Source organism: Gemmata sp., from assembly GCF_051859125.1.
GTDB lineage: Bacteria > Planctomycetota > Planctomycetia > Gemmatales > Gemmataceae > Gemmata.
Window position 1 is genome coordinate 18,632 of the sequence record NZ_JBHYGG010000285.1, and the last position, 20,169, is coordinate 38,800.

At 72.0% G+C, this 20,169-nt stretch carries 9 protein-coding genes; 2 read left to right on the forward strand and 7 right to left on the reverse strand.

The window, feature by feature from the left end; genetic code table 11:
• Positions 1 to 52 precede the first annotated feature (52 nt).
• Together ACTIGN_RS29535 and ACTIGN_RS29540 are read left to right on the forward strand one after the other, a co-directional pair.
• Positions 53 to 8,434, forward strand: a complete 8,382-nt coding sequence (locus ACTIGN_RS29535) for a GH36-type glycosyl hydrolase domain-containing protein (RefSeq protein ID WP_439630681.1) — start codon at positions 53 to 55, stop codon at positions 8,432 to 8,434.
• An 81-nt stretch (positions 8,435 to 8,515) separates the two neighbouring features.
• Positions 8,516 to 8,761, forward strand: coding sequence for a hypothetical protein (locus ACTIGN_RS29540; protein WP_439630683.1), 246 nt, complete (start codon positions 8,516 to 8,518; stop codon positions 8,759 to 8,761).
• A 128-nt stretch (positions 8,762 to 8,889) separates the two neighbouring features.
• Here ACTIGN_RS29540 and ACTIGN_RS29545 read toward each other — a convergent pair whose 3' ends face one another.
• From ACTIGN_RS29545 to ACTIGN_RS29575, 7 genes are all read right to left on the reverse strand, one after another.
• A complete protein-coding gene (locus ACTIGN_RS29545) occupies positions 8,890 to 9,873 on the reverse strand; it encodes a CoA transferase subunit A (protein ID WP_439630685.1) in 984 nt (327 codons plus the stop codon).
• 186 nt (positions 9,874 to 10,059) lie between these two features.
• Positions 10,060 to 10,506 carry a TPR end-of-group domain-containing protein gene (locus tag ACTIGN_RS29550; protein ID WP_439630687.1) on the reverse strand — a complete coding sequence of 149 codons (447 nt, stop codon included), beginning with the start codon at positions 10,504 to 10,506 and terminating at the stop codon, positions 10,060 to 10,062.
• Between the two features lie 176 nt (positions 10,507 to 10,682).
• Positions 10,683 to 14,246 (reverse strand): PVC-type heme-binding CxxCH protein, encoded by a 3,564-nt coding sequence (locus ACTIGN_RS29555; protein ID WP_439630689.1) that lies wholly within the window; start codon positions 14,244 to 14,246, stop codon positions 10,683 to 10,685.
• Between the two features lie 374 nt (positions 14,247 to 14,620).
• Positions 14,621 to 16,954 carry an SF1B family DNA helicase RecD2 gene (gene recD2 / locus ACTIGN_RS29560; protein WP_439630691.1) on the reverse strand — a complete coding sequence of 778 codons (2,334 nt, stop codon included), beginning with the start codon at positions 16,952 to 16,954 and terminating at the stop codon, positions 14,621 to 14,623.
• A gap of 77 nt (positions 16,955 to 17,031) precedes the next feature.
• Positions 17,032 to 17,352 (reverse strand): hypothetical protein, encoded by a 321-nt coding sequence (locus tag ACTIGN_RS29565; protein ID WP_439630693.1) that lies wholly within the window; start codon positions 17,350 to 17,352, stop codon positions 17,032 to 17,034.
• A 232-nt stretch (positions 17,353 to 17,584) separates the two neighbouring features.
• Positions 17,585 to 18,292: a hypothetical protein gene (locus tag ACTIGN_RS29570; protein ID WP_439630695.1), complete on the reverse strand. Its 708-nt coding sequence runs from the start codon at positions 18,290 to 18,292 to the stop codon at positions 17,585 to 17,587.
• A 3-nt stretch (positions 18,293 to 18,295) separates the two neighbouring features.
• Positions 18,296 to 19,582 (reverse strand): ammonium transporter, encoded by a 1,287-nt coding sequence (locus tag ACTIGN_RS29575; protein ID WP_439630697.1) that lies wholly within the window; start codon positions 19,580 to 19,582, stop codon positions 18,296 to 18,298.
• Between the last annotated feature and the right edge of the window lie 587 nt (positions 19,583 to 20,169).

Consider the following 20,169-nt stretch of genomic DNA (forward strand, 5'->3'; position numbering starts at 1 on the left):
ACTTCGCTCCGAGTTGATCGGGGCCGACCTCCTCGCGGAACTCGCGCGCGCCATGGCGTCCGGCACCGCCGCGCGCGTGAAGCCGGGTTCCCACGCGCTCCTCCGCCGCCTGCGCGACAACGGCGCCGTGCTCCGCAGGGCCCGCGACGCGGCCGCCGCCGCGGCCCAGGTCGAACCGCTCATGCCGGACGCCGAGTGGCTGCTCGACAACTTCTTCGTGATCGAAGAGGTGCTGCGGCAGGCGCGGACCGACCTGCCCCGCGGGTACTCGGACGAGCTGCCCGTGGTCGAGGGCGGCCCGTGGGCCGGGCTCCCGCGGGTGTACGAGATCGCCGTCGCCCTCGTGGCCCACACCGACAGCCACCTCGACGAGAACCTCGTCCTGCGGTTCGTGAGGGCGTACCAGGAGGTGCGGCCGCTGACCTCGGGCGAGCTGTGGGCGGTGCCCACGATGCTCCGGCTCGCGCTGCTCGAGAACCTGCGGCGGCTCGCGGCCCAGATGCTCGACACGCGGAGCGAGCGCGAGCGCGCCCTGGCGTGGGTCCACCGGGCCGCGACCGGGTCCGTCCCGCCGCTCCCGAGCGACCCGACCGACGCGTTCCTCGTGAGCTGGCACCAGGCGGTCCGCGACCTGGGCGAGAGCCCGCCGGTCGTCTGGGACGTGGCCGGCGACCTCACCGAGGTGCTCCGCCGCGAGCACCGCCGGCAGGCCGCGAACCAGGTCTCCGTCGGCCACTGCGTCATGAGCCTGCGGCTCCTCCACGCGATCGACTGGAACGAGTTCTTCGAGCGCGCGAGCCTCGTCGAGGCGGCCCTGCGGACCGACCCGACCGGCGCGTACCCGCGGCAGGAACTCGTGACCCGGAACCGGTACCGCCAGGCCGTCGAGGAGATCGCCAAGGCCGCCGGGCGGGACGAGACCGACGTCGCCCGGCTCGCGCTGGCGCGGGCCGCCCGGGGCGCGACGCCCCGCGAGCGGCACGTCGGGTTCCACCTCGTCGCCGAGGGCCGCGAGCCGTTCGCCCGCGAGCTGGGGTGCCGGTTCCCGTTCCGCCTCCGGTGGCGCGGGCTGCTGACCGCCCGCCCGCACACCGCGTACTTCGGCGGCACCGCGCTGGTCACCGCGCTGGTCACCGCGCTGGTCGTCGCGGTCGCCGCGGCCGCCGGCGCGCCCGGGTGGCTGCTCGCGCTCGTGGGGCTGGCGGTGCTGCTCCCGGCGACCGAGGCGGCGGTCGCCGTGGTGAACGCGGTCGTGTGCCGCGTGCTGCCCCCGCGGGTGCTGCCCAAGCTCGACTTCGGGGCCGGCATCCCGGCCGAGTTCGCCACCGCCGTCGTCATCCCGGGGATGCTCACCCGGCCCGAGAGCGCCGCGGCGCTGTGCGAGCGACTGGAGCTGCACTACCTCGCCAACCCGGACCCGCGGCTCCGGTTCGCGCTGCTCACCGACTGGGCCGACGCACCGACCGAGACCACCCCCAGCGACGACGCGCTCGTCGCGGCCGCGGTCGCCGGCATCCGCAAGCTCAACGACCGGCACGCGGCCGACGGCCAGGGGCTGTTCTTCCTGTTCCACCGCAAGCGGCAGTTCAACGCGGCCGAGGGCGCGTGGATGGGGTGGGAGCGGAAGCGCGGCAAGCTCGAGGAGTTCAACCGGCTGCTCCGTGGCGCGACCGACACGAGCTACGCCGTGCGGACCGGCGACGCGGCCGCGCTCGAGGCGAAGTTCGTGCTGACCCTCGACGCCGACACGGTGCTGCCGCGGGACTCGGCCCGCCGCATGGTGGCGACGCTGGCGCACCCGCTGAACCGCCCCGTTCTGTCGGCCGACGGCCGGCGGGTCGTGGCCGGGTACGGCGTGCTCCAGCCGCGGGTGAGCTTCCTGTACAAGACCGGGCTGCGGTCGCGGTTCGCCCGCACGTTCGCCGGGTCCGCGGGCATCGACCCGTACTCCAGCGCGTCGTCCGACGTGTACCAGGACCTGTTCGGGTGGGGCACGTTCACCGGCAAGGGGCTGTACGACGTCGACGCCTTCCACGCGACCGCCGGCGCCGCGTTCCCCGAGAACAGCGTCCTGAGCCACGACCTGATCGAGTCGAACTTCGCGCGGTGCGGGCTCGTCACCGACGTGGAGGTGTTCGACGACTTCCCGGCGAAGTACCACGCCTACGCGAAGCGCGAGCACCGGTGGGTCCGCGGCGACTGGCAGCTGCTCCCGTGGCTCGGCCGCACGGTGCCGACGCCGACCGGCCCGCGGCCGAACCCCATCGCGCCCCTGGGCCGGTGGAAGGTGGCCGACAACCTCCGCCGCAGCCTCGTTCCCGCGGCGCTCGTGCTGCTGCTCGCGCTCGGGTGGACCGTGCTGCCCGGCCCGGCATGGGCGTGGTCGCTCTTCGCCCTCGGCGTGCTGGCCGTGCCGCTCGCGCTGCAACTGGTGAACCAGTCCCTCGCCATCGTGTTCGGCCGCACGCCCGGGGCGGTGATCCGGGGCGCGGCCGAGAGCCTCCCCGCGACCGTCGGGCAGGTGGCGCTCGGGGCCGTGTTCCTGCCGAACCAGGCGGCGCTCGCGCTCGACGCGATCGGCCGCACGCTGTACCGCGTGTTCGTGTCGCGCCGCCGGATGCTGGAGTGGGAGACGGCCGCGGCCGCCGAGGCCCGGCTCGGCACCGGGCTCGCGCAGTTCGTGCGCTCGATGTGGTGGGCGGTCGCGACCGCCGGCGGCCTCGCGGCGCTGGTCGCGTGGGCGCACCCGGACGCGCTGCCGGCCGCCGCGCCGTGGCTCGTTGCGTGGCTCGTGTCGCCGGTCGTCGCGTGGTTCGTCAGCCTGCCGCTCCGGGACACCGAGCCGCCGCTGACCGAGGCCCAGCGGGCCGAACTCCGCCGCACCGCCCGCAAGACGTGGCGGTTCTTCGAGACGTTCGTGACCGCCGAGGACAACTGGCTCCCGCCCGACAACTACCAGGAGAACCCGAGGGGCGTCGTCGCGCACCGCACCTCCCCGACGAACAAGGGGCTGCTCCTGCTCTCGACCCTGTCGGCCCACGACCTCGGCTACGTGTCGCTGCCGGACCTCGTGGCGCGGCTCGGCCGCACGCTCGACACGTTCGACCGGATGCACCGGTTCAGGGGCCACTTCCTGAACTGGTACGAGACGACCACGCTGCGGCCGCTGCCGCCCGACTACGTTTCGACCGTGGACAGCGGGAACCTCCTCGGGTGCCTGCTCGCGGTGAAGAACGGGCTGTGCGGCAAGGTGGACGAGCCGGTCCCGTCGCCGAGCGCCGCGGCCGGCCTGGCCGACGCGGTGAAGCTCGCGGCCGAGGCGCTGCCCCCCGGGGCGACCGGGGCGGTGCAGCGGCACCTCGCGGCCGCGCCGGCCGACCTGCTGGGCTGGGCCGACTGGCTCGAGGCGGCCGAGAAGCTCGCGCGGCAGCTCCCGGTGCCGGCCGGCGACGAAGCGTTCTGGGTCCGGGCGTTCGGCGACCAGGTGCGGGCGCTCCGCCAGGAACTCGCCGCCGTGTGCCCGTGGCTCCCGGCGCTGCGGGCGTTCGCGCCCGGGAGCCGGCAGGCCGAGGCGCTCGCCGAACTCAACGCCCCGGCGAGCGTGCGGCGGTGGGCCGAGCGGCTCCCGGTTCTGCGCGCGGCGCTCGCGACCGACCCCGCGGCCGAGCCCCTGGCCGCGGCGCTCGACCGCTCGGCGGCCGCCGACCTCGAGCGGGGGCTGCACGCGCTCGCGTGCCGGGCCGAGGCGTTCGCCGACGCGATGGACTTCCGGTTCCTCTACAACGAGTCGCGGCACCTGTTCAGCATCGGGTACAACGTGGCCCTGGAGCGGCTCGACTCGGCGCACTACGACCTGCTCGCGTCCGAGGCGGCGCTCACGAGCTTCCTGGCCGTGGCCCGCGGCGTCGTGCCCCGCAAGCACTGGTTCCAGCTCGGGCGGCTCGTCACCCCCGCGGCCGGGCTCCCGGGCCTGATCTCCTGGGGCGGGACGATGTTCGAGTACCTGATGCCGCGGCTCGTGCTCGCCCCGGCCCCCGGCACGATGCTCGACGTCGCGCACAAGGCGACCGTGCGGCGGCAGGTGCAGTACGGCCGGGAGACGCGGGTGCCGTGGGGCATCTCGGAGTCCGGGTTCGCGGTGCTCAGCGCCGAGGGCGACTACCAGTACCAGTCGTTCGGCGTGCCGGGCCTGGGCCTCAAGCGCGGGCTCGGGAAGGACCTGGTCGTCGCGCCGTACGCTTCGCTGCTCGCGACGATGGTGGACGCGCCCGCGGCCGTGGCGAACTTCGCGGCGCTGCGGGCCGTCGGCGGCGAGGGCGCGTACGGGTTCTTCGAGGCGATCGACTTCACCCCGGACCGGCTCGCCCGCGGCGAGCGGTGCCGCGTCGTGCAGTCGTACATGGCGCACCACCAGGGCATGGGCCTGTGCGCCATCACCAACCGGCTGATGCGCGACGTCCACTGCGCCCGGCTCCACGCCGAGCCCGCGGTCCGCGCCGTGGAGCTGCTGCTCCAGGAGCGGGTGCCGCTCGACGCGCCGGAGGTCCGCCCGACCGAGGTGGAGACCGAGTCTGCGGCCCCGAGCGGGGCCGCGGCCGACGTGAGCCGGCGGCTCACGACCGCGGACACCCCGGCCCCGCGGGCGCACCTGCTGTCGAACGGCAACTACACGGTGATGCTCACGAACGCCGGGGGCGGGTTCAGCACGTGCCGCGGGCTCGCGGTGACCCGGTGGCGGACCGACCCGACCCGGGACCCGCACGGCACGTTCGTGTACCTCCGCGACCCCGCGACCGGCAAGCAGTGGTCGGTCGGGCACCAGCCCCTCGGCGCGGCCGCCGACGACTTCGAGGTCGTGTTCTCCGCCGACAAGGCCGAGTTCCGCCGCCGCGACGGGGCCGTCGAGTCGCGGCTCGAGGTCGTGGTCGCCCCGGACCAGGACGCCGAGGTCCGGCGGCTCACGCTCGCGAACCACGACACGCGGCCCCACGCGGTCGAGGTCACGAGCTACGCCGAGGTGGTGCTGAACGACCCGCGGGCCGACCTCGCGCACCCGGCGTTCGGGAAGCTGTTCCTCGAGACCGAGTGGCTCCCGCAGTACGACGCGCTCGTGTGCCGGCGGCGGCCGCGGGCCGCGACCCAGCAGCCGGTGTTCGCCGTCCACCTCGTGGCCGCGGAGGACGCGGCGGGCCGGGTGACCGAGTACGAGACGGACCGCGCGAAGTTCCTCGGGCGGCGGCGGTCCGCGGCCGACCCCGAGGGGCTGGCCCGGCGGCTGTCGTGCACCGTCGGCCCGGTCCTCGACCCGGTCCTCGCGCTGCGGAAGACGGTGCGGATCGAGCCGGGGGGCACCGTGACGCTCGCGTTCGTCACGGCCGTGGCCGAGAGCCGCGACGCCGCGCTCGCGCTCGCCGGCCACTACCACTCGCTGGGGGCCGCGGAGCGGGCGTTCGACCTCGCGTGGGCGCACAGCCGCGTCGAGTTGCGGCACCTCGGCGTGACCGCCGCGGAGTCGCACGTGTACCAGCGGCTCGTCGGGCACGTCCTGTTCCCGCCCCCGGCCCTGCGGGCGCTCCAGGCCGTGCGCGACAACCGCAGCGGGCAACCGGGGCTGTGGAAGTTCGGCATCTCGGGCGACCTGCCGATCGTGGTCGCGTGCGTCGCCGACGGGGACGGGATGCCGCTCGCCCGGCAGGCGCTCAAGGCGCACGCCTTCTGGCGGGGCCGCGGGTTCCCGGTCGACCTGGTGCTGCTCGCCGACCGCCCGGCGACGTACCGCGAGGAGCTTTACCAGGACCTCGCCGCGCTGGCCCGGGCCAGCGACAGCCGCGACGTGATCGACAAGCCCGGCGGCGTGTTCGTCCGCAAGGTGCAGCCCGGGGACGACGACCGCACGCTGCTGCTCGCGGCCGCGCGGGTGGTGCTGTACGGCGACCAGGGGACGCTCGCGGACCAGACCGACGCGGTCGCCCGGAACCGCCGGCTCCCGGCCGACCTCGTGCCCACCCGCCCCGGCGAGCCCGAGATCCCGGACCAGCCGAAGGTGGCCGGGCTGCAGTTCTTCAACGGCACCGGCGGGTTCTCGGCCGACGGCCGCGAGTACGTCGTCACCGGCGTCCCGCCGGCCCCGTGGGCCAACGTGGTCGCGAACCCGAGCGTCGGGTTCCTGGCGACCGACGCGGGGCTCGGGTACACCTGGGCCGGGAACAGCCAGGCGAACCGGCTCACCCCGTGGAGCAACGACCCGGTGACCGACCCGCCCGCCGAAGTCGTGTACGTCCGCGACGAGGAGACGGGCCAGTTCTGGACCCCGACCCCGCGGCCGGCCGGCGGGCCGACGGTCACCCGGCACGGGGCCGGGTACACCACGTACCTCGCCGAGCGCGACGGCCTCGCCACGGACCTGACCGCGTTCGTCCCGGTGGGCGACCCGGTCAAGGTGCTGCGGCTCCGGGTGACGAACCGCTCGGCCCGCCCGCGGCGGCTCTCGGCCGCGTACTTCGCCGAGTGGGTGCTCGGCACCACCCGCGAGCAGACGGCCCCGTACGTCGTCACCGAGATCGACCCGGACTCCGGCGCGGTGCTCGCCCGGTGCGCGTTCAGCGACTTCGGCCCGGCGGTCGCGTTCGCCGACACGAGCCTCCGGCCCCGCACCCTCACGGGCAGCCGCGCCGAGTTCCTGGGCCGCAACCGCTCGGCCGCGCACCCGGCGGCCCTGAGGCGCGTGGGGCTGAGCGACCACGTCGGCCCCGGCCTGGACCCGTGCGCCGCGCTCACCGGCCGGTTCGAGGTCGCGCCCGGCGCGGTCGCCGAGGTCGTGTTCGTCATCGGGCAGGCGGTCTCCGCCCACGAGGCGACCCGCCTCGCGAAGCTGTACCGCGACCCGCGGGCCGCCGCCGCCGCGCTCGAGGAGGTGACCCGGGCGTGGGACCGGCGGCTCTCGACCGTGACCGTGCGGACCCCGGACCCCGGGTTCGACGTGCTCGCGAACCGGTGGCTCCCGTACCAGGTGCTCGCGTGCCGGCTGTGGGGCCGGTCCGCGTTCTACCAGTCGGGCGGCGCGTTCGGGTTCCGCGACCAGTTGCAGGACGTGATGGCGCTCGTGTACGCCGAGCCCGCCGAGGCCCGGGCGCACGTCCTCCGCGCCGCGGGCCGCCAGTTCCCCGAGGGCGACGTGCAGCACTGGTGGCACCCGCCGTCGGGCCGCGGGGTCCGCACCCGGTTCTCGGACGACTTCCTGTGGCTCGCCCACGCGGTGAGCCACTACGTCCGGGTCACCGGCGACGCCGCCGTCCTGGACGAGGAGGTGCCGTTCCTCCGCGGCCGCGCCCTGAAGGAGCACGAGCAGGAGGAGTACTTCCTGCCCGACGTGTCGGACGAGTCGGTGACACTGTACCGGCACTGCCTCCGGGCGCTGTCGCACGGGTGGAAGCTCGGGCCGCACGGCCTGCCGCTCATGGGGTGCGGGGACTGGAACGACGGCATGAACCTCGTCGGCGCGGGGGGCGTCGGCGAGAGCGTGTGGGTCGCGTGGTTCCAGGTGCTCGTTCGCACCGAGTTCGCGGCGGTCGCCGCGGCGCGTGGGGACGCCGAGATCGCGAAGCAGCTCTTGGCGGAGGCGGAGGAACTGCGGGCCGCGGTCGAGGCGCACGCCTGGGACGGCGGGTGGTACCTGCGCGCGTGGTTCGACGACGGCACCCCGCTCGGCTCGCACGCCAACGACGAGTGCCGCATCGACTCGCTGCCGCAGACGTGGGCCGTCCTCTCGGGCGGCGGCGACCCGGAGCGCACGACCCGGGCCGTTGACGCGGCCGTGTCGCACCTCGTGGACCGCGAGTCCCGCCTGGTGCGGCTGTTCGACCCGCCGTTCGACAAGGGCGCGCTGAACCCCGGGTACATCAAGGGCTACCTCCCGGGCATCCGCGAGAACGGCGGCCAGTACACGCACGCGGCGATCTGGCTCGTGCAGGCGCTCGCCGGGCTCGGCCGCGGCGGCGACGCGCACGCCCTGTGGGCGGTGCTCTCGCCGCTCTCGCACACCGCCACCCCCGCAGCCGTCGCGAAGTACAAGGTCGAGCCGTACGTGGTCGCGGCCGACGTGTACGGCGTGCCCCCGCACGTCGGCCGCGGCGGGTGGACGTGGTACACGGGCTCGGCCGCGTGGCTGTACCGGGCGGCGGTCGAAACGCTGCTCGGGTTCACGAAGCGGGGCGACCGGCTCGCGTTCGACCCGCGCGTCCCGGCGGACTGGGACGGGTTCGAGGTGGACTACCGCTTCGGCAACACGCTGTACCGCTGCCGGGTCGAGAACCCGCAGCACGCGGAGTCGGGAGTTTCGGAAGTGTGGCTCGATGGCAGCCAACTTCCCGACAAGGAAATTCCGCTGCGCGACGACGGGGTTGAGCGAACTGTACGGATTCTGCTCGGGCGCTAAACCCGGCCCGGTCGTGCCACTTGCGCCGCGCGGCCGGCCCGTACAGAAGTGGAACTTGGGATTGGCGCGCAGTCTGCATACATGAACAGTGCCTCTCTCGACAACACCCTGAGGGACACCGTGAACAACGACATGCCTAGCTTCGACCGCTATCAGACCGGCACTGAGGCCCCTACGACGCGAGAAGAAGAGGAAACTCTGGTGGCCGACGGCCGGGCCAGGTTGAGCCCTTCGCAGATGGTCGAGCAGCGGCTCATCGGGATGCTCAAGGCGTCGCCGCTCCTGGTCAGCCAGGTGCAGCGCCGGCTGACCCGCAGCGGCCGCTGACCGGCCGGCAAACGACGTGTGCTCAACCGCCGCCCCCACGGGCGGCGTTTTTCGTGCGCCCCGGAGACGGCGCGTCCCGTGGCGCGAAAGACAAGAGACGCGTTGCGGCCCGACGGGAACTTGCTCGCTTACTTCCCCAGGTGCAGCAGCAGTTCCCGGTGGCGGAGGTGCTGCAACCGCGGCAGGCCGCCGCAGTGGTCGAGGTACTCGGCGAAGTCCGTCACGCCGAAGATGTGGTCGTCGAGGAACTGCCCGAACGCGGCCGGGTCGCGCTCGACCTCGAGCCACAGCCGCAGGTGGTCCTCGTCGGAGAAGTACTCCCCGGGCATGTTCCCCGGGTAGCTCCCGAACGGCACCTCGCACACCGCGTCCACGCACAGGAACGGGATCTGCGTCAGGTGCGGGTTCCGGCGCATCTCGTCGTGCGGCACCAGGCGCTCGCAGGTGACGATGAGCCGCTTCGCGGCGCGGGCGAGGTCGAAGTCGGCGACCGAGGTGCCGGTGAACCGGCAGTTCCCGTAGCGGTCGGCCTCGTGGACGTGGATCGCGGCGACGTCCGGGTACAGCGCCGGCACCGCGGCCAGCTTCTCGCCGGTGAACGGGCACTCGATGACCCTGGCGGCGCTGTGGGTGAGCGTCTCGGTGCCGAGCGTGCTGTGGGCCGGGAGGAACGGCACGCCCATCGCCGCGGCCGTGTACCGCAGCGCGAGCGTGTAGTTCGACCACTCGGCGCACCGCACCGCGCCCGACTCCATCACCCGCCGCGCGTGCGGCGACAGCCCGCGGGCCTCGATCCCGACGACGTACGCCGCGTCCACGCGGTCGAGGGTCTGCCCGCGGCCGGTGAGGTTCCCGGCGCACAGCACCTGGAAGTCGTGGGTGGCGGTGTGCCCGCTGAACCCGAGGTGCTGGCGGCGCTGCCGCACGATCTCGTGGCACACGGCGGTCGGGATGCGGTTGGTGCCGAACCCGCCGGTGGCGAAGTAGTCGCCGTCGCGGACGAACCGGCGGACGGCGTCCGCCACGGTCGTCACCTTGTCGATCAGCCCGCGGGGCTTCTGGGCGAACGCGGCGCGTGCCGGTTCACTGTGGGGGGCGGTGAAGGGGTGCATGGATGGCAGAGGGGGAGTGTGGGAGACACGGAGAGGGGGATACAAACAGAACCCGCGGAGGGGATCATACTCCGGGGGCGAGCGTCTGACTTAATTCGCAGGGGTTTTGGCGAGCGGGGGACGTGAGTCCCCCGGTGTGAGAGAATCGCGGTTCACCGGGGGACTCACGTCCCCCGCTCGCCAGAATCACTTCTTCTGCGTCCGGTACTCTTTCACGAGCTGCCGGAAGCGGGGGTCCTTGCGGATCGAGTCGAGGTCGTGGTCTTCTTCCATGAAGCTGAAGTCGCGGTACCCGAGTTCGACGGCCTTCCGCAGCGAGCCGATCGCGTGATCGGGTTGCTTCAGGAGGGCGTAGCGGCACGCGAGGTTGTAGTGGGCGGTGGGGTCGGCGGGGCGGGTGGCGACGAGCTGGCGGTCGATGGCGAGGCCGTCCTGGAGGCGGCCCTTGGTGGTCAGGTTGCTGGCCTGGACCCGGAGGACTTCGGCGAAGTCCGGCGCACCGGATATCACCTTCCCGTAGAACTCGACCTCGAAGTCGAGCTGGCTCCGGTCCGCCAGGAAGGCGATGACCGAGCCGGGCGGGAAGGCGGTCTCCGACGAAGGTGGCGTCGGGCGCTTACCTGGGTGGGGCATGTGGCAGATCCCCCTGGTGTTGGTCGGTGAGAGGTGGCCCGACCAACTTACCGGGATTATATACCCCGCCGGCGCGCGGTCAAATGGGGAGCGGCCCACTCGGGCCGCTCGGTGGTCCGGTTGTAGGGACTGTCCCAGGCCCCGCCGGCGCGCCGGCGGGGCCTGGGACGCACCACTCACTTCTTCGCGACCGGCTTCAACTCCTCGGCGCTGGTGAGGCTGAAGAAGAACCCGTGCGGGTTGTCCCCGTTGGCGACCTTCAGCAGCACCGTGTTCTTCCCCTTCACGAGCGCCACCGGCACCTTGTGCGTCTCGGGCGCGGCGGCCTTCGTGTCGCGGGTGGTGAACACCTCCTTGCCGTTCACCCACAGCTTCGCGCCGTCGTCCGGCCCGAGGAGCACCTCGCCGGCCTGCTCCGCGGGCGAGTCGAACTCGGCGTACATGTACGACGCCGAGTTCGCGGCCTTCGGGCCGTGGTGCGCGGCGAGGTCGAAGTACCCCTTCCCGTCCGGGCGGATCGTCTTCCAGCCGACGGCGGTGACTCCCTTCCAGGTGTAGGTCGCGTTCGCGTTGAACTCGCCCTTCTCGGGGCCGTGCGCCGCGTCGAGCGCCGCGTCCATGTTCTCGCTCGGGAACGGCCCGATGACGTGGAACGTGTCCGGCGTGTAGGAGGCGGTCTTGAGCGTCTCCATGTACGCGACGAGGTCGATCAGTTCGTCCTCGGTCAGCGAGGCGACGATGTCGTCGGGCATGATCGACACCTTGAGCTTCCGCACCGGCCCCTCGACGTCCTTCTTGGCGACCGTGGTGTCCTTACCGTTGGCGTCGCGGAGCGTGAGGCTGTCGGCGGTTTCGGCGACGAGCAGGCCGGAGATGGTGACCTCGGCGCTGGTCGTCACCGAACTCTGGATGTACTGGTCGGCGATCGCCTTCGACGGGACCAGGATCGACTCGTACAGGTTCTCGCGGCTGCCCTTCTTGCCGATCATCGACAGGTCCGGGCCGACCTGGCCGCCGACCCCGCGGACCATGTGGCACTTGCCGCACTGGGCCGCGCCGCCGACGCTGGCCGCCCACACGGCCTTGCCGCGGGCCACGTCGCCGGGCCGCTTGGCGAGTTCGGAAATCGGCGGGAGCTTCTTCGGGTCGAGCTTGCCGGCCGCCGGGAACGCGAGCAGCGCCTGGTTGCGGAGCCCCTGGAACGGCGAGTTCCGCAGCAGCCGGCCGGCCTCGGCGACGAGGTCCTTGGGCAGTTCGCCCTTCTTGTGCGCCTCGAGCAGCCACTGCGTGCCGCTCTGGTTGCCGGCGAGCGCCGACAGCGCCGCCGACTTCAGCGCCGGCGTCGCCTTCTCGCTGGTGACGCCCTTCTGGAGCGCCTCGAGCGCCTGCGTCGAGAACGCCGGCGGCTTCTGGCCCTTGGGGAGCAGATCGCCGAGCGCCTGGATCACCGGGATCGACAGCGGGTTCTCGGGCGTGCCGACCTTCGCCAGCGCCGCGACCGACTCCGCCGCGGGGATCTTCCCGAGCGTGCGAACGGCCTCCTTGCGGACGTCGAGCGCCGCCTTCTCGTCGCTTGCGATCGCTGCGACGGCCGCGACCCGTTCCGCCCCGCCGACCGCCGCGACGAGTTGCAGGCCGGTGGCCTGCGTCTTGGCGTCAGTCAGCAAAGCGTCGATGACCGACGCGAGTTCCTTGCCCCCTTGCAGCGGCTTCCACTTGGTCGGGAGGAACTGCTTGAGGCTCTCGATGGCGCGGGCCTTCACCTCGGGCGCGGCGTCCGACTTCAGCACTTCGAGCACCGACTTGCCGGCCTCGGGGTCGTCGTTGGCTGCGATGATGTCGATCACCCGCGCCTTCTGCGTCGCAGTGAGCTTGGCGTCGCCGAGCAACTTGCCGAGCCGCGGCAGGACGGACTTCGGCCGCAGTTCCCACACGAGGTCGGCGGTCTTGTCGTCCCACTCGGGGAAGTGTTTGTCGAAGTCCGCGAGGATGGCGTCACGCCGGGCCGGATCGGTCCCACAGGCAATGTTCAGCGCCGCCCGGTAGAAGATGTCCTGCCCGTCGTACTGCTTGGCGAGGGTGTAGAAGATCGGCGTCGCCGCGTCGGCGGGCCAGTCACGGAGCCACAGGAGCAGTTCTCGCCGGGCCGGGGCACCAAGTTTTTCGATGCCAGAACCCGCGATCGCCTTCTTGTCCCCTCCCGGCTCATCGAGTGAACGCAAAAGACGTACAGAGAGGGCGTGGAGTTGCGGGTCGTCCCGCAGGAGTAAATCGGCGCCGATGATCGCCATCCACTCGGAGTTCGCCTCCTTCAACCCCCGCGTCGACGCCCAACTGAGCCGGGCATTCGCTTCGGGGCTGAGGTCCTTAAAGACTGGAAGCTTGCCTGCGAGTTTGGCCTTCGACGCCAGCACGGCGAGGCCGAGCGCTCGCGTCGCCTGGTTCGGCGACCCGAGAGCCTCGACCACGCTCTTCGCATCATCCAGCTTCACCTCGGGCACCTTGTACCCGGTGTGGCCCTTCGGGGTGATGCGGTAGATGCGGCCGTCGGTCGGGTCGCCCATGCCGTGGCCGCCGACGCCGCGGTCGTACCAGTCCGCGACGAAGATGCTGCCGTCCGGCGCGACGCACACGTCGCTCACGCGGAACCAGTTGTCGCTGCTCGTCAGCAGGATTTCCTTCTCCAGTTCGTAGCCCGCACCCTTGGGCTTGCGGTGGAACCACCGCAGTTCGCGGGGGCCGGCGTCGCAGTGCAGCAGCGAGCCCTGGTACTTCTTCGGGAACAGCGTGCCCTCGTAGAACGTGATGCCGGTCGGGCTGCCGAAGCCGGTGCGCAGCGTCTTGTGGACGATGCCGGGTTGTTCCTCGTGCCAGTGCGTTTGACCCGCGCCGCGGGGGCCGTAGCCGTAGTTGCCGCCGGGCATCACGAAGCAGATGCGGGTCTGCTGGTTGCCGTCGTCGTCGTTGTCCGAGAGCCACACCTCGCCGAACGAATCGACGCAGCACTCGTAGTTGTTGCGGAAGTTGTGGGCGATGAGTTCGAGGTTGGTGCCGTCCTGGTCCACGCGCCAGACGGTCCCCTTCTGCACGTCGGTCGTGTTGCTCACCCACTTCTTGCCCTTGCCGTCGGCGCTCTGTAGGCCGGTCACGCCGCTGTCGCCGATGGTGAAGTACAGCTTGCCGTCCGGGCCGATGTTGATGCCGTGGACGCCGTGGTCGTGGTCGAACCCGCCGATGCCGGTGAGGAACTTCTTGGGCGGGCCGTCGGCCTTCAGGTCGCCGTCCTTGTCCTCGAACACGAGGATGTCGGGCGACTGGCACACGAACACCCGCTGCCCCTTGCCGTCGGCGTAGGGCGCGACGCACACGCCGAGCGGGCCGTAGATCTCGGTGCCCTGGTAGAACGTCTTCGACTCGGTCGCCTTGCCCTCGCCCTTCGCGTCGATGAGCACGACGATGCGGTCGCCCTCGGGGCGGAGGATCGGGCGGCCGAAGTTCTTGCGGCGGTAGTTGACGGCCTCGGCGACCCACACGCGGCCCTTGTGGTCCACGTCGATGCTGGTCGGGTTGATGAGCAACGGCTCGGCGGCGAACAACTCGACCTGGAACCCGTCGGCGACCTTGAGCGCCTTGAGCGCGTCCTCGGGCGGGAGCGGGCCGCCCTTGGGCTGGGCGCCGGCGACCGCCGACGACGCGAGGAGGAGGGCGAGGGGCGCGAGCCCCCGGAACAGCGACCGCATGTGCATGGCTCCGAGCGGGGAGAACGACGGGGGACACGGGGCAGGTTCGGTCAGTGTACCGGATGCCGGCGGTGGGGTGTAGGGAATTGGTGGCGCGGCGGGGCGTGCGTGCTGGGCGGTTGGTGGCGAACCCTGAGCGCGAGCGAGGGGGTGTGTTGTAGCCCCGGAGGGGCGACCGATGGTAGCCAGGGGTGGAGCGAGTCCGCGAGCGCAACCCCTGGTCCGGGAACCGTCGCGTATCGGAGCCCCGGAGGGGCGACAGAACCCGAAAGCGATCCGCGTCGCGCCGGGGACCAGGGGTTTGCCCGAAACGGGCCGCACCCCTGGCTACCATCGGTCGCCGCATCCGCGGCTACAACGGCGCGTCGCGCCCCTCACGCCATCAGCCGCCACTTCAGCAGCGAGTACCGCATCTTCGTCTCGGCGCTGGTGACGGCCTTCCACAGCGCCTTGCGGCTGCCGACCAGTGCGACGAGCTTGCGGCCCCGGGTGATGGCGGTGTAGATCAGGTTCCGCTGGAGCATCGTGTAGTGCTGGTAGTGGACCGGGATCACCACCGCCGGGTACTCGCTGCCTTGCGACTTGTGGATCGAGCACGCGTAGGCGAGTTGCAGTTCGTCGAGGTCGTTGAAGTCGTACTCGACGTCGCGGCCCTCGAACTCGGCGAGCACGATCTGGTCGTCGGCGTCGATCGCGGACACCCGGCCGATGTCGCCGTTGAACACCTCGCGGTCGTAGTTGTTCTTCATCTGCATCACCTTGTCGCCGACGCGGAAGGTGTTGTCGAACCGCTTCACCTCGGCGAGCCCCTGTTTCGGCGGGTTCAGCGCCGCCTGCAGCTCGCGGTTCAGGCTCGCGACGCCCAGCGCCGTCTTCACCTGTGGGCTGAGCACCTGCACGTCGCGGAACGGGTCGAGGCCGAACCGCTTCGGGATGCGGTCGGTCACCATCTGGCGGATCGCGGTGATGACCTGCTCGGGCTCGCTCGCCTCCACGAAGTAGAAGTCGCCGGTGCCGGGCGGGGCCGACTCGGGCACCTGGCCCTGGTTCACCGCGTGCGCCGCCCGCACGATCCAACTGCTCCCGGCCTGCCGGTGGACCTCGGTGAGCCGCGCGACCGGCACGGTCTTCGACTCGATGAGGTCCGTGAGCACCGACCCGGCCCCGACCGACGGGAGTTGATCGACGTCGCCGACGAACACGACGCACGCCCACGGCGGAACCGCTTGCAGAAGTCGGTTCATCAACACGACGTCGACCATCGAGGTCTCGTCGATCACGACGAGGTCGGCGTCGAGTGGGTTCTCGCGGCCGCGGCGGAACGTGCCGATGCCGGGGTCGAACTCCAGCAACCGGTGGATCGTCTTGGCCTCGCGGCCGGTGGACTCGGTGAGCCGCTTCGCGGCCCGGCCCGTCGGGGCGGACAGCAGCACCCTCAGCGATTTCGCGAGGAAGATCTCGATGACCGCCCGGACGATGGTGGTCTTCCCGGTGCCGGGGCCGCCGGTGATGACGACGAGCTTGTTCGCGACCGCTTCGAGGATCGCGGCCCGCTGCGACCCGGCGAGCTGGATCCCCATCTTCTGCTCGATCCAGCCGACGGCCGGCGTCATGTCCACGGCCGGGAGCGGGTGCGGCCCCTTCGCGAGCGCCTTGATGGCGCGGCTCACGCCGAGTTCGGCGAGGAACAGCGGCTTGAGGAAGATCAGGGCTTCGGAGGTTCCCGGGTGTACTTTGCCCTCTCCCGTTGCGGGAGAGGGTGGCGGCGCTTCGCCGCCGGGTGAGGGGGGCCCCTGTGCCACTCGCGCGGCTTCACCCCTCACCCGGCCGCTCGAGGACTCGCGGCCACCCTCTCCCGCAAGGGGAGAGGGCGAAGAGCGGTCGCCGCTCGCCGACTGCACGCTGTCCCGCACGATCTCGTCCGTGATGCGCAGCGCCTCGATCGCGTCGCGGATGCCCTTCTCGGGGATGCCCGTGAGTTGCTCGGCGTCGGTGCAGAGGAGTTCCTCGGGGTAGCCGACGTGCCCGTCGCTGCTCGCTTCTGACAGAACGTGCCGCACCGCGGCCTGCGCCCGGTACGGCGAGTCGCGGGGCAGGCCGAGCTTGATGGCGAGTTCGTCGGCGGTCGCGAACCCGACGCCCCAGATGTCGGCGCTGAGCCGGTACGGGTTCGCCTTGATGAGTTCGATCGCGTTCTCGCCGTACGTCTTGTAGATGCGGACGGCGCGGGCGGTGCCGATCCCGTGCGATTGCAAGAAGACCATGATCTTCCGCGACTCGCGCTGCTCCTCCCAGCTCTTGCGGATCTTCTCGATGAGCTTCGGGCCGATCCCCTTCACCTGTGAGAGGAACGTCGGCGACGTGTCGAGCACGTCGAGCGTGTTCTCCTTGAACACCTCGACGATCCGCTGCGCGAACTTCGGCCCAATGCCCTTGATGAGCCCGCTGCCGAGGTAGCGGGCGATCCCCTCGGCGGTGTGCGGCGGGTTGGTCTTGATCTCGGCGGCCTTGAACTGGCTCCCGTGGGTGCGGTCGGTGGTCCACTCGCCGGTCGCGGTGACGTACTCGCCGGCCACGACCTGCTGGGCGTGGCCGACGACGGTGACGAGGTCGCGGTGCCCGCGGGCCTGGACCCGGAGCACGCAGTACCCGTTGTCGAGGTTGTGGAACGTGATCCGCTCGACCACGCCCGTCACTTGTTCGGCCACGTCGTTCCCCTGGTGGGCCGCGAACCGGCCCACCCCCGACGATACCCGACCCGCGGCCGATGTCCACCTCCGCAGGCTCAGTGCAGCGTGACGCGGACCCACTGCCCGTGGGCGCGGAGCCGGTTCGCGACCCGCTCGGCCTCCCACCGCGAGTCGTAGGAGCCCTGGAGCTCCCACCCGAGCCACCGGCGGACGAACACGTCGTAGTGGTGGTCGTGGGGCACGAAGCGGGGCGGCGGCACGAACGGACCCCGCGGCGCGATCGGGCCGACCGGGCGGTAGGGGACGGCGGGTCCGTAGGAGACGGCCGGCCCGTACACGACGGGCGGGGCGGCGGAGGCGGTGCCCGCGAAGGCACCCGTTGCGAGGAGGGCGGACAGAGCGAACTGGCGGATCATGATCCTGCTCCCGGTTGTCGGGGGCCGCTTCGAGTTGCGGCCCTTCCGCCGGAAGAACGACGCGGCCGCGGGGGTTTGCGCCCCGCGGCCACCGTCTCATCCCACTTTCATCGGCCCAACAGGGCTCTGCCCTGAAATCCGAAATTCGAAATCCGAAGCACGAAAGAACGCCACCAATACCCCGGGCTCTGTTCGTGCTTCGAGCTTCGTGCTTCGGATTTTCCCCGACGGGTCACATGAGGCTCCGCGGCGGGAACTGCGCGGCCCCCGGGAGCTGCGACACCTCGCGGAGCACGGCCCCGAACACGCGGTCGGTCTCGACCGGGCCGAGTTCCTCGCACGCCCACAGGTACAGTTCGTGCAGCCCGGCGTGCATGTCCTTGATCGAGAGCCGGTCGGTGAACGCGGCCGCCTGCCCGTCGGCCCAGGCGTTCAGCTCCGCGTACCCGTTCGGCCCGAGGTCCGCCTTCTGGAGCCGCAGCGCGACGCCGGCGCGGGCCGCGGCCGGGAGGTCCGGCCCGAGGTGCCGCAGCTCGCCGACGATCCCGTTCATGAACGCGGTGAACGCCGCCGCCCAACTGTCGATCCGCCCGCTCGCCGCGGGGGCCGCGGGCCGGAACCGGGGCGGGGCCGCGGGCTCGTGTGCGGGTTGCTGTGGTGCGCCGGGGGCGGCCCCCCCGACCGGGTCCGGCCCGATCGCGTCGAGGTCGGTGACGACCCGGAGCCGGTTCATCGCGGTGAACAGCTCGCCCGGCTTCGGGGGCGGGCCGACGGCCTCGGTGAGCCGCGAGATGAACTTCTGGACCGAGAACACGGGCAGCGCCTGGAACTCGCGGTCGCACAGCCGCACGGCCGCAGAGACCATGTCGTCCGGGAGCCGGTTCCGGGCCGCGTGGTACACGATCCGCCGCCGCCGCGAGGCCTCTTGTTGCGTGGTCACGGGTCAGTTCCTCCCAACGGGGGCGGTGACGGACGGGCGGGCGGTGGGGGCCGCGGCGGGCCGGGCGGCCGGGGCCGCGGTGCCGCCGTGGAGCAGCCCCTCCTGGAACTCCGGGTAGCCGACCTCGGCGTGCTCGGCGAAGTCGAGGCCGCGCTGCTCGTCCACGCTCGCGACCCGCAGCTGCATCCACGCCCCGATGGCCCGGTACATGACGTAGGCCGTCGGGAACACGAACCCGAACGCGGCCGCGGACCCGAGCAGTTGGATGCACATCTGCTTCACGTCGGCCCCGCTCTCCTTGAAGATCCCGACCGCGAACGTGCCCCACACGCCGCAGAACCCGTGGACCGGGATCGCGCCGACCGCGTCGTCGAGCTTGAACGCGTCGAGGAACGCCTCGCCCAGCAGCATCACCGGGGCCGCGATCAGCCCGATCAGGATGGCCGACCCGGGGGTGACGAACGCGCACCCGGCGGTGATCGCCACCAGGCCCGCGAGGCTCGCGTTGACCACGGTCGTCAGCAGCACCGGCCGGCCCAGGAGCCCGCACAGGACCAGCGCCCCGGCGACCGCCGCGGCCCCCGCGAGGTGCGTGTTCAGCGCGATCTTCCCGATGCTCAGGTCGGCCGCCGTGGTGCTCCCGGCGTTGAACCCGAACCACCCGAGCCACAGCACGAACCCGCCCAGCGCCACGAACGGCAGGTTGTGCCCCGGGATGGTCCGCGGGGTGCCGTCCTTCGCGTACCGCCCGGTCCGCGGCCCGAGCGCCGCCAGGCCCGCCAGCGCGCAGCACGCGCCGACCGTGTGCACCACCGTCGAGCCCGCGAAGTCGATGAACCCGATCTGCTTCAGCCACCCGTTGTCGTTCCACGCCCACGAGCCGAAGACCGGGTAGATGACCGTGGTGATCAGGAACGAGCCGACCAGGTACGCGTTGAACCGGATCCGCTCGGCCAGCGCCCCGCTCACGATCGTCGCCGCGGTCGCCGCGAACATCATCTGGAAGAACAGCAGCGTGTACTCGAACGGCTCGCCCGAGTTCGGCGCGAACTTCGTCGTCCCGAACCACCCGGACGTGCTGACCCCGAACATGAGCCCGTACCCGAGGAGCCAGAACCCCATCGCGCCGACGCACATGTCGCAGTAGTTCTTCATGATGACGTTGACGGCGTTCTTCGCCCGCACCATGCCGCTCTCGACGAGCGCGAACCCGGCTTGCATGAAGAACACGAGGATGGCGGCGGTCACCACCCAGAGCGTGTTGAGCAAGACTTGAACTTCGGGTGTCATCGGGGGGTCACCTCTCCGGGTGCGGGCGTCTGTGGGCGCGGGCGAACCCGCTCCGCGCTTCGTGGGAAGCGTGCGGTTCGGGCGGGTGCGTGGGGGAGAGGGGTGCGGCAGGTGGGAGAGGGGCCGCACGGAGTGTGTTGTAGAACGGAACCCCGCGGCCCGCAACTGATTCCGCGGGAACGACCGGCAAAGACGTCACCGCAGGCGGCCGGGCCCGGTTCCCCTGACCAGTTTCCTTGGAGCCGGCCCGCCAGTGGCTCGGAACTGCCCACCCCGGGAGCCGCGCGTTCGCCGGTGCCAGCGCGGCCAGGGTCCGGGGGTGCGAGGGCGCGGCGCGGGCCACACGGTGCGTGGTTGCCCACGCCTTTGCGCGGTCGGTGAGCAGAAACTGCTGAAAAACCGACGACGACCCGACACGCGCCACGGGAACACCCGGCGCGACCGCTACATCTTCCGCGCGATTGTGAAGGGACTCTTCTCGGCGCTCGCATTCCCCCGACTCCGGCGTCCGATGGAAGGTGTGCGGGGCAATGACTGCCCCGAGCGGCCGGCGGGTGCCTCCCCCGGTCGCGATCACCGTCCCGCCG

Excerpts from the sequence above, each read along its gene's own strand:
- ACTIGN_RS29550 (WP_439630687.1), bottom strand. The coding sequence starts at position 10,506 with ATGCCCCACCCAGGTAAGCGCCCGACGCCACCTTCGTCGGAGACCGCC.
- ACTIGN_RS29540 (WP_439630683.1), top strand. The coding sequence starts at position 8,516 with ATGAACAGTGCCTCTCTCGACAACACCCTGAGGGACACCGTGAACAAC.
- ACTIGN_RS29535 (WP_439630681.1), top strand. The coding sequence starts at position 53 with ATGGCGTCCGGCACCGCCGCGCGCGTGAAGCCGGGTTCCCACGCGCTC.
- ACTIGN_RS29555 (WP_439630689.1), bottom strand. The coding sequence starts at position 14,246 with ATGCGGTCGCTGTTCCGGGGGCTCGCGCCCCTCGCCCTCCTCCTCGCG.
- ACTIGN_RS29575 (WP_439630697.1), bottom strand. The coding sequence starts at position 19,582 with ATGACACCCGAAGTTCAAGTCTTGCTCAACACGCTCTGGGTGGTGACC.
- ACTIGN_RS29565 (WP_439630693.1), bottom strand. The coding sequence starts at position 17,352 with ATGATCCGCCAGTTCGCTCTGTCCGCCCTCCTCGCAACGGGTGCCTTC.
- ACTIGN_RS29545 (WP_439630685.1), bottom strand. The coding sequence starts at position 9,873 with ATGCACCCCTTCACCGCCCCCCACAGTGAACCGGCACGCGCCGCGTTC.